Origin of the sequence: Pseudoalteromonas sp. AOP7-A1-14 (genome assembly GCF_052376275.1) — a bacterium.
Classification (GTDB): Bacteria; Pseudomonadota; Gammaproteobacteria; order Enterobacterales; family Alteromonadaceae; genus Pseudoalteromonas.
Window position 1 is genome coordinate 16391 of sequence record NZ_JBQSVO010000040.1, and the last position, 11028, is coordinate 27418.

Genomic DNA, 11028 nt, shown 5'->3' on the forward strand with positions numbered 1-11028 from the left:
AAAAAAGGAGCTAATTGAGCTCCTTTTTTAGTTATTGTTTGTTATAGCAGTCTTATTCTTCTGCGCCGCTTTCTTCTTGATTATGTAACTCAAGACTTGAAGACATAGCACTTTCACGACTCGACTTTGCCGAATCATTACGTAGCTTATCAATATGATTTAAATAATCTTGGTCAATCCCACCAGTGATATATTGACCATCAAATACAGAGGTTTCAAAACGGCTTATCTCAGGATTCTCTTGACGTACTGCATCAATTAAATCAGGAAGTGATTGGAAGATTAATCCATCTGAACCAATGTTAGCGTTAATATCTTCAACTTCACGACCATGCGCAATAAGCTCTGCCGCTGACGGCATATCAATACCATATACATTAGGGAAACGAATTTCAGGAGCCGCTGAGGCAAAATAAACGTTTTTAGCGCCTGACTCACGGGCCATTTCAACGATTTGCGCCGATGTTGTACCACGAACAATTGAATCATCGACTAACAGTACGTTTTTGCCTTTAAATTCACGGTCAATGGCGTTGAGCTTTTGACGTACTGACTTTTTACGCATTTCTTGGCCTGGCATAATAAATGTGCGACCAATATAACGGTTTTTAACAAACCCTTGCCGATACGGTAAATCAAGTACTGAAGCGATTTCAAGCGCGATATCACATGAAGTTTCAGGAATAGGGATTACTACATCAATGTCTTTATTAGCCCATTCTCTGGCAATCTTTTCACCCAATTTAGTCCCCATATTAACGCGAGTCGCATAAACAGACATACGGTCAATATTAGAGTCTGGACGAGCAAAGTAAACAAACTCAAAAATACATGGCGAGTAAGATACTTTTTCGGCGCACGCTTGTGAGAAAAACTGTCCATCTTCAGTAACATAAATAGCTTCACCTGGTGCTACATCACGCACAAAATCAAAACCATCTATTTTAAGTGCCACGCTTTCAGAGGCAAACATGTATTCGGTGCCATTATTGGTTTCGCGTTTACCAAATACGAGAGGACGAATGCCATTAGGGTCACGAAACGCCACCACGCCATGGCCAATCACCATTGAAATGGCAGCGTACCCACCTTCTACTTGACTGATCACATCAGTGACCGCAGTAAATACATCTACAGGATCAAGCTTTAGCTTATTAGGCTTACTTAACTCATGTGCCATGATATTAAGTAATATTTCTGAATCTGAGGTCGTATTTACATGACGACGCGCTTCAGAAAATAATTGCTCTTTTAACTGCTCAGCGTTAGTTAAGTTACCATTGTGCGCTAAAGCAATACCAAATGGTGAATTAACATAAAAAGGCTGTGCTTCTGACGAGCTAGAAGAGCCTGCTGTTGGGTAACGTACATGGCCAATACCAATTGTGCCTTGTAAACGTTTCATATGACGGGTGTGAAACACATCTTTCACAAGACCATTGCCTTTTCGCAAGCTAAACGTGTTGTTTTCAATGGTTATGATGCCTGCGGCATCTTGACCACGGTGCTGCAAAACAGTTAAGCCATCATAAATCGCCTGATTTACAGGAGATGTTCCAACTATTCCAACGATACCACACATGAAATTTATCCTCGCCGATTAACGGTTTACCGAATTTAAAAAGCTTGAGTTGTTTTCAAGGTATGAAAAAAACCATTCAACAACAAAGCCAAATTCTGGGATCAAAATAGAATTCTTCCACCAATGCGTGTTTGGCGCACCAGTAAAAGCATCAAGAAAGAAGAGTAACGCGCTTACGACCAACACGCCACGCAGAGCACCAAATACTACGCCAAAAACACGGTCAGTGCCCGACAAACCAGTACGTTGTACCAACTCGCCTAATATATAGTTTAGTAGCCCACCTAACAGTAGCGTCGAAAAGAATAGTATGGCTATCGCCGCTGCATTTCTTAAAAGGGGTTCAGAAATTGATGTTAGGAAGGATGCTAAATATTGGTAAAACAAACTAGAGATGATAAATGCGCCAGCCCAAACGGCTAATGACATTGCTTCTTTGATAAAGCCACGAATTAAACCGATAAAAGTAGACAGTGCAATAATGCCAAGTATGGCGTAATCAACCCAGATCATAATAACCAATTAGTCGTTAATTTGGGGCGCATTCTATAAGACTACCTGTAAAAATGCCAGATCATTTTGTTATTTCAAACTGAGTGACTTTACCATTTAGTTTAGTCAGTTCTTTCAATTTAGGAAGTTTACCCTCTAGTTCGGATTTATTTAAAGAGGGTCCTACGAATACTTTAGTCAATGTGCCATTTACGGTTTTAACAGGCTTGGTAAACGTTTTAAAACCTTTAGCATTAAGCTTTGCTATCAACGTTTTCACATTAGGTTTATGTGAAAAGCTACCTAATTGAATAACATAAGACACTTTGGAAAGGTTTTCTTTAGGAGCGCGCGCAGGAGCAGTCGGTTGCTCGACAGCAGTCTCGTTGGGCTGCTCCGTTGATGCCTCAACCAACTGTTTAGGAGGCTCTTCGAAGCGCTGATCATCTGCTTTTATATCTTCAATTTGCGGTTGTTTGGGCTGCTCGGCGTCAGCCACCTTTGCGTCAATTTCTTCTTGCAAGTTGATCGTTTTGAACTCAGGCCGTTCAGGAATAGCTTTAAAGCCTTCTTTGTAATGAACTTTTTCGCCATCTAAAACATTTGGAATAAAAACAATTGCAGCAATAACTACAATACTGGTTCCGACTAAGCGATTAATAAAACCTGAGTTCACCGACTTCCTCTCTATTTTTTCCAATAATTAATAGCGGCTGCAACTGTCATAAATGAGCCAAAGATAATAAATAAGGTATCTTCATTAAGGGTCGGCAAGACATTGTTAAGTGCATCTGGAATACTATCATAGCTATCAATACGTGTTTGGCAGTGCACAGCTTCTAGCGCTACTTTTAAGTTTTCAACAGAGTCACCACGAAAGCAATTTAAGCTAGCAATAGACCAAACATCAACCAAGCTGTTGACTTCTTTAAGCACGCCGACCTTATCTTTGTCAGCAAGCATAGCGGCTAATGCATGTATTTTAAAGCCTTTATCTTTAAAGCTTGCTATTTTTTGTGCCAAATAGCGTGCAGACTCGGGGTTATGGGCCACATCTGTGTACACAAGAGGTTGCCGACTTAATTGCTGAAAGCGCCCTTCTACTATTAAATTACGCAAGCAATTTTCAATGACATGTTGTTCTGGTAATAAACCAAGCACTGCAAGCGTAGTTAATGCTGTGGCTGCATTTTGACAAGGTATGGCAGGCTTTGCATAGTTAAACTGTTGGCCGCTGAATTGCCAACTAAAGCTATCATCACTTTCTTTAAATATAAAATCACGCCCAGATAAAACCATATTAGCGTCAACTTCTTTGCCGTAATCAGTCACAGTATGAGGAATTGCTAAATCGCCGACAATCGCAGGTGTATCCTTACGGAAAATACCTGCTTTATCATAACCAACAAGTTCACGTGTATCACCGAGGTATTCTTTGTGGTCTAAATCAATAGTGGTGATGACACTTGCATAAGGCGTAACAATATTTGTGGCGTCGAACCGTCCTCCTAAACCAACTTCTAATAGAACGTAGTCAACCGCATGACGTTCAAAAATAGCCAGTGCACCTAAAGTGCCGTATTCAAAATAAGTCAGTGACATGTCACCACGGCCCTGCTCTAATAAATGAAAAGCATCAACATGGAATTGGTCATCAAGTTCAGCCCCATTAACTCGTACTCGTTCGTTATAACGAATTAAATGTGGCGACGCATACGTACCGACAGTATACCCTTGTGCTAAAAGCAGCGATTCAAGGCAACGGGCTGTAGTACCTTTACCGTTAGTGCCGCCAATCAGGATAACTTTACTGGCCGTATTTAAAAGACCCACTTGACTGGCAACATGCGCTACGCGCTCAAGCCCCATATCAATGTTAGCAGGATGGATACTTTCTAAATAACAAAGCCAATCATCAAGACTTGACGATTGGCTAGGGAGGTTTTCTATCATAGCGTTAATCAGTTCAGCTGAAATTTACGCTACTCTATGCTCTTGTTCAGTAGAAGGCAAGTTCATAAACTTAGCTAGTACACGTGCTAATGTGTCACGCATTTCACGGCGGTCAACAATCATATCAATTGCACCGTGTTCAAGTAAGAATTCACTACGTTGGAAGCCTTCTGGCAAGGTTTCACGTACTGTTTGTTCAATAACGCGTGGACCGGCAAAACCAATTAGTGCTTTAGGTTCTGCAACGTTAATATCACCTAGCATCGCTAACGACGCAGATACACCACCCATTGTAGGGTCAGTCATTACTGAAATAAATGGCAAGCCTTTTTCACTCATTTTAGCTAGTGCTGCACTAGTTTTAGCCATTTGCATCAATGACATAAGAGCTTCTTGCATACGTGCGCCACCTGATGCTGAAAAACAGATTAGCGGCATATTATGCTCTAAACATTGATCAACAGCATCAACAAAGCGAGCCCCAACAACCGAAGCCATTGAACCGCCCATAAATGAAAACTCAAATGCGACGGCCGCAACAGGAATACCTTTTAGGTTGCCTTTAATAGCGACTAGCGCATCTTTTTCACCGCTATTTTTTTGTGCTTGGCTAATACGATCTGAATACTTTTTAGAGTCTCTAAACTTTAAAATATCTTTTGGTTCATGCTGTGTACCAAGCTCTTGACGACCGTTATCGTCTAAAAAGTGTTCTAGGCGTTTACGACCACTAACCCGCATGTGGTGTCCGCACTTAGGGCATACGTTGAGTGATTTTTCTAATTCAGCTTTATATAAAATCGAATCACAGTCTGTACATTTTGCCCAAACCCCTTCAGGGATCTCTTTACGACCTGATGATTTTGTCGTTTTAGGTAAGATCTTTTCTAACCAACTCATTTGCAACTCTCTTAATACTGTTGTGTGTCGCTTGACTGTCCTACAGACAGACAATTTTTCTAATTAAAACATGAATTAACTAAAGACGGTATAAAAAACTGGTCTTAGTAGTGAATCTATAAACTTAACCATCTGAATCGGTTAGAAATAGTGGCCCTAATGGTGTTTTAGGAATCGTAAAGTGTTCTGGATAATCAACATCAACTAAGTAAAGACCAGTAGGCTTAGCGGTAGCACTTGCTTTCGCTCGCTCTCTTAAATTAAGTAATTCTGCCAACCATTCGGGCTGCTGTTTATCAAGACCAATATCCATTAAACAACCAGTAATATTACGTACCATATGATGTAAAAAAGCATTCGCTTTAATATCAATAATCACATAACTACCTTGACGAGTAACCGATAAATGGTGAATGGTGCGAGTCGCGGTATTGGCTTGACAATGTAAAGCCCGAAAAGAAGTAAAATCGTGTTCACCTATTAAATACTGACACGCGGCCTGCATTTTTGTCTCGTCCAGGTGATGATAAAAATGTGTTACCCCTTCGTTCATTATTGCACCGCGCAACCTGTTGTTGTAAATAACATAACGGTAACGACGTGCTGTAGCACTAAAGCGAGCATGAAAGTCTTTATTTACTGGCTGAGCAAATCGAATGCAAATATCTTTAGGTAATAAGGTATTCATGCCCAAAGTAAAAGCAACCATGTCTCGGTTCGCTTCGGTTTCAAAGTGCACCACCTGCCCTGTGCCGTGTACACCAGCGTCAGTTCGCCCAGCACAGACAATTTCAACTGGATGATTACAAATACGCGACAAAGCCGTTTCGACTTCTTGCTGTACGCTATTTACATGTGACTGACGTTGCCAACCACTATAACAGGCGCCGTTGTACTCTACCCCTAGTGCTACTCGCATAATTACTGCTTTACCTACTGTGCTAATGAACGAGGCATTTTATGCTATCTAGCGATGCAATAAAAGCAACCTTAATAAATCAAGCTATAAAAAAAGCCCTAAAAAGGGCTTAATTTACTCATAAACGTACTAACAGTATGATTAAGGCTTGAGCTTCGCTTTCAAGCTTAAGGCCTCTTGCTGTACTTCTTCAGGGCCATTAGTAATCACTTCTTCTATTACGCCCATTGCTGAGTACATATCATCTATTTCTATATAGGCGCGCGCTAAATCTAACTTAGCAGAGTAACCTCCACTTTCAATATCTACATCAGTTGGGTTATCACCTGCAAGTAATGCATCAAAGTCGCCTAGGCCAACGTCCATATTCACATCATCATAAGGTTCGTACTCAGGGCTTTGCTCATCACTTTGTTCAATCAGTGAGTCAATATCAACAAATTTATCATCAAGAGCATTATCAATTTCATCTAGCTCGCCTTGAGACTCTTTGCCCGGTTTTGATAATGATTCAGCTAGGTTTTCATCTGCTGGCACTTCATTTTCTAAATCTTCATTTAAAAGCGCCTTAAAATCAACATCAAAGTCGCTGGTATCTTCGCCATTAAAGTCCTCTGAGTCTGCAAGTTCATTTAAAAGTGCATCGAAATCAGTCTGACTTAGGTCAGCCATAAAGTCGTCATCAATTTTCTGAACTGACAACTTATTTTGCGCTTTAGCTGCAAGCTCTTCGTCCATTGATGCTTCTGTATCAGCAGCTGTATTTTCTTCTAAGCGGTCCAGTTTATCAGAGTCACTTAACGCTTCAGCATCACTATTACCGCCCCCTAAAGCATGATCTAAATGTTGCTCTGCTTGACTAGTTTGAAGCGGTGCTTGCTGAACTTGTTGGTATTCACTTTCACCATCAAGACTTGCATTATCATTTTGAATATTGTCACTTTGGGTGTCATCATTTTCAGGGTCAACCAGTTCATCATCAAGTTCAAGCTCTTGCCTTGAACTAACACTTTCTAAACCATTCTCTTTCGCTAAGTCAGTATCATCAGCTAGCGGATCGTCACCTAGGTCAATTTCAGCGTATTCTAGTTCGTTATCGGCTTCAGACCATTCTTTTGGTTCAACATAATCTTCATCATTAAGTAATGAGTCTTCATCATACGCATTTTCGAGTTCAGACTCAGCGCCCAATGGAGTGTCGTCAAGTTCTGGTTCGTCAGTTAAGCTTGAAGCAAGTGACTCAACATCATCAACATCAAGCTCTTCTTGCGCCTCAGATAACTCATCTGCAGAACCGGCTAGTGCTTCATCAATTAACGAGTCAATGTCAAGATCTTCGTCATCCTCTTCGCTCGCAAGCTCTTCACTTAAAATATTATCAGTGTTTTTTTCTTCAGGATCACTATCAAGATCAATGTCGTCCCTGAGGCTGTCACCAGCAGTTTGGTCGAAGTCTTGTTGTAAAGAAATATCTAGGTCATCGTCATCTGATTTTTCATCATCAAAAAAAACATCGTCGTTTAACAAGCCTTCAAGGGGATCATCAAACATCATATCGTCGTCTTCAGGCAATATGTCTGAATCTAAACCATCATCCAATCGCACGCTTAAATCGTCGTTTTCACCATCGGTAGAATTGGAACTAATGGGCTCAAGACCCGGATCTAAATCATTATTTTCATCGGCATTATAAGTAGGAGCTTGCAGTAAAAAATCACCTTCATCATTGGCTTTTAATTCTTGATTATTACGGTTTTTTAAGAAAAACACGATGCCTGCGATAATCAATAACGCCGCAATAGCCATCATTAAAATCAATATTAGCGGGCTTGATAACAACCCTACTATGCTAAATTCACTATTGTGTTGTTTTTTTACTTTTTGCTGCTCAATTATTTCATTTTGTTTACTGATCAAACCTTTGAGTTGTATTTGAATCTCGCTGTCTTGACCCAGTTGATTGCGAACATTTTCAAGTTCTGTTGAAATACTGGTTAACTGCTGTTTTAACTTATTATTTTCAATAAGAAGCTCTTCAACATTTTTAACTGAAGACTTAAATTGATTTTGCAATTCAACTAAACGCATATCCTGTTCAGTTTTAATGGTGTTTATTTTTTGCTGTAATTCTTGTTTAGCTTGATCAACATCAGCTCTGCGCGCTTGCGTTAGTTTTTTTTGTGACGTGGCTATATCATTTTTAGTCAGCGTGCCATTTTTCTTTTTTTCCCACAATTCATCATCTTGCTCTGAGCGCTGCTTAGCAAGCGCGGAGCTAATAGCGCGCATTTGCGCAATTGTAGGAACTTTTAAATAAGCGCCATTGCGCATGTGATTAAGGTTTTTATCTAAGAATGAGCTTGGGTTTTTCTCATACAGAGCCACCATAACTTGATAAATATTTACCGAGTTATCTGGACGCACTTTTGCAGCAATACGCCATAACGTATCTGTCGGTTTTATTGGACCAATAGAGCGTTCTTGCGCGCTATAGTCAACGCCTTTGGGTCCTTTGAGCTGGGTTCCGTCTTGAGAGTAAACTGGAGTTACTACCAATGCAGACGCTATAATGAAAAGTGTTATTAAGCCGCGCATGCTGATCCTTTACTATTTAAATGTTTAAGCACCACCAGCGGGTACTCAGACATTGATTATTTCTTGCAGAAAATTAACGCTAATTAAGTTCCTTCTGCAAGGTCTATTCCAGCCACAAACTATAAACCAGTTACGTTTTAATATCTATTATAACACTTTGATAGTTAATAGCTTAAGCCTCATTAACTGAATAAAGCTTTGTTATTATGATTGAGTTTATACGCTTTTACAGACTATGCGGCAATAACTTGACAGTCAAAACCTAAAAAAGCGGCAAATTGCCGCTTTTTATAGTATGTTTAATCAGCTTCTTTATAAATAGTTGGCAATTAGCTCTTCGGCTATTTGTACGCTATTAGTTGCTGCACCTTTACGAGTATTATCACTGACAACCCACATATTTAAACCATGTGGATGGGTAATATCAGCACGTAAGCGTCCAACATAGACTGTGTCAGTACCACTAGCGTCTGAAACTGCGGTTGGGTAATCGCTTGCATCATCAATTAGCTCAACTCCTGGAGCATCATTAAGCAATTGTTTTGCTTGTTCTAAATCAAATGGCATGCGTGTTTCAAGGCTTATTGCTTCACTGTGACCAAAAAATACAGGTACTCGAACACACGTTGGATTAACTGCAATGGTACTATCGCCCAAGATTTTCTGCGTTTCGTTCACCATTTTCATTTCTTCGCGGGTGTAACCATTATCCTCAAATGTGTCAATTTGCGGGATAACATTAAAAGCAATTTGCTTAGGGAAAATTTCGTTTTCCATTGGTCTAGCATTCATCAAGTTAGCAGTTTGCTTAGCGAGTTCATCCACCGCGTCTTTACCTGCCCCCGATACCGCTTGGTACGTTGACACATTAATACGGTCAATACCGAAAGCATCATGGATTGGCTTAAGTGCAACCAACATTTGAATGGTCGAACAATTTGGATTAGCAATAATATTTCTATTTCTAAAATCAACCAAACTTGCAGCATTAACTTCTGGTATTACCAACGGTATATCAAAGTCATTTCTAAACTGTGAGGTATTATCTATAACCACACAACCTGCTTCTGCCGCTATTGGCGCGTATTTTTCAGAAACACTACCGCCAGCTGAAAATAAACCAATGTGTGCTTGGCTAAAATCAAAGCCTTCAACGTCTTGCACTTCGATAGTTTCACCACGAAATTTAATATCTTCACCAGCACTACGACTGCTAGCTAATAAAAATAATTGGTCAATCGGGAATTTTCGATCTGCTAAGGTCTCGATTATTTGACGGCCTACTAGACCTGTTGCACCAAGAACGACAACATTAAATTTTTGCGACATATGTATTCCTCGTTTAATAACTGGCCTTATGGCCGTTATTTAAAAATTAATTTATATAAGATTAAAGCCAAGCCCAGCTAAAAGCGCAGTGTTATGCTTAGCATCGACAATACTTACGGTGCTGAATTCGCGCCTTAACGGATAGCTTTTTCTTAGGTTGTCAAAACCTTGCTGAGCCAAGTCACGCCTTAAAATGCCGTCATCTCTACGCACATCATAAACAAGGTGAATCAATTGACCTAGATCGGCTTCACTGAATGTATCTTGTAGAGTGACTTGTGTAATCGCGGGGATAGGTAAAAAGTCACTTAATGTTTTTGTCTCTGGAACACCTTGTAACTGACACAACCGTTGATACAGCATTTGCGTACCTCGTGCTTTACCTTCTAAAGTATGACCTGCAATATGTACACTAGCTAAGCGAACGTAATCGAGTAACTCTGTTAAAATTGTCGGCTCGTTCTCCCATACATCAAGCACTAAATCAAGCTTTGCCCCGCGTTGCATTATATTAAGCAACGCTTGGTTATCGACCACTTCTCCACGGCTGGCATTTATTAATACCGTCCCTGGTTTAAGTGCAGCTAAGCGTGCTTTATCCATTAAATGTAAGGTTTGGTGTTCGCCAGATTTAATTAAGGGCACATGAAAAGTGATAATATCAGCTTGTGCAAGCAGCGTATCTAAATCAATATGCTCATCAAGTTCACCCGCTTGTTGTTTAGGTGGATCGCAAAGTAATACCGTAACATCTAACGCAGCTAACTTATCGCGTAAGCAACTACCAATGCTTCCTACCCCAACAATGCCGATAGTTTTCCCGGTAAGCCTAGTGCCGTTTTCTTGGCATAGGACAAATAAGCTACTGATCACATATTCACTTACTGCAACAGCGTTACACCCAGGGGCGCTAGTAAAAGTAATATTTTTACGCTGTAAAAGTGCGGTATCGATATGATCAACCCCAATAGTTGCCGTACCTACAAAACGCAGTTTATCCGCTTTTTCCAATAGCTGCTCATTCACTTTAGTAACCGAGCGGGTTAATAAAACATCTACATCAACTAATTGATCGCTTTGTAAGTTTCGACCATCAAACCGAGTAACCTCACCAAAGTCTGCAAAGTACTCTTCAACAAGCGGCATGTTTTGATCAGCGAGAATTTTCATGAATGAATCCGAATGGCAACAATAGTGGCTATTGTAGCGAACATTACCCTTATTACACAAACGAAAAAGCCGCATAAATGAAGTGACC

At 40.2% G+C, this 11028-nt stretch carries 9 protein-coding genes; all 9 read right to left on the minus strand.

Annotated elements, in window-relative coordinates; genetic code table 11:
* Positions 1 to 52: 52 nt before the first annotated feature.
* A complete protein-coding gene (gene purF, locus ACT3RM_RS08255; RefSeq protein ID WP_441993258.1) occupies positions 53 to 1582 on the minus strand; it encodes an amidophosphoribosyltransferase in 1530 nt (509 codons plus the stop codon).
* A gap of 18 nt (positions 1583 to 1600) precedes the next feature.
* A complete protein-coding gene (locus tag ACT3RM_RS08260; RefSeq protein WP_441836007.1) occupies positions 1601 to 2095 on the minus strand; it encodes a CvpA family protein in 495 nt (164 codons plus the stop codon).
* A 61-nt stretch (positions 2096 to 2156) separates the two neighbouring features.
* Positions 2157 to 2750, minus strand: coding sequence for an SPOR domain-containing protein (locus ACT3RM_RS08265; protein ID WP_441836006.1), 594 nt, complete (start codon positions 2748 to 2750; stop codon positions 2157 to 2159).
* An 11-nt stretch (positions 2751 to 2761) separates the two neighbouring features.
* Positions 2762 to 4027 (minus strand): bifunctional tetrahydrofolate synthase/dihydrofolate synthase, encoded by a 1266-nt coding sequence (gene folC, locus ACT3RM_RS08270; RefSeq protein ID WP_441836005.1) that lies wholly within the window; start codon positions 4025 to 4027, stop codon positions 2762 to 2764.
* Between the two features lie 24 nt (positions 4028 to 4051).
* Positions 4052 to 4927 (minus strand): acetyl-CoA carboxylase, carboxyltransferase subunit beta, encoded by an 876-nt coding sequence (gene accD, locus ACT3RM_RS08275; RefSeq protein ID WP_441836004.1) that lies wholly within the window; start codon positions 4925 to 4927, stop codon positions 4052 to 4054.
* 124 nt (positions 4928 to 5051) lie between these two features.
* The gene (gene truA / locus ACT3RM_RS08280; protein WP_441836003.1) at positions 5052 to 5846 is read right to left on the minus strand and encodes a tRNA pseudouridine(38-40) synthase TruA; all 795 of its coding nucleotides are present in this window, start codon (positions 5844 to 5846) and stop codon (positions 5052 to 5054) included.
* Positions 5847 to 5987: 141 nt separating this feature from the next.
* Entirely contained in the window at positions 5988 to 8441 is a 2454-nt protein-coding gene (locus tag ACT3RM_RS08285; RefSeq protein WP_441995022.1) for a FimV/HubP family polar landmark protein, read from the minus strand.
* Positions 8442 to 8753: 312 nt separating this feature from the next.
* Positions 8754 to 9770 (minus strand): aspartate-semialdehyde dehydrogenase, encoded by a 1017-nt coding sequence (locus ACT3RM_RS08290; protein ID WP_441995020.1) that lies wholly within the window; start codon positions 9768 to 9770, stop codon positions 8754 to 8756.
* Positions 9771 to 9821: 51 nt separating this feature from the next.
* The gene (gene pdxB / locus ACT3RM_RS08295; protein WP_441836000.1) at positions 9822 to 10940 is read right to left on the minus strand and encodes a 4-phosphoerythronate dehydrogenase PdxB; all 1119 of its coding nucleotides are present in this window, start codon (positions 10938 to 10940) and stop codon (positions 9822 to 9824) included.
* Between the last annotated feature and the right edge of the window lie 88 nt (positions 10941 to 11028).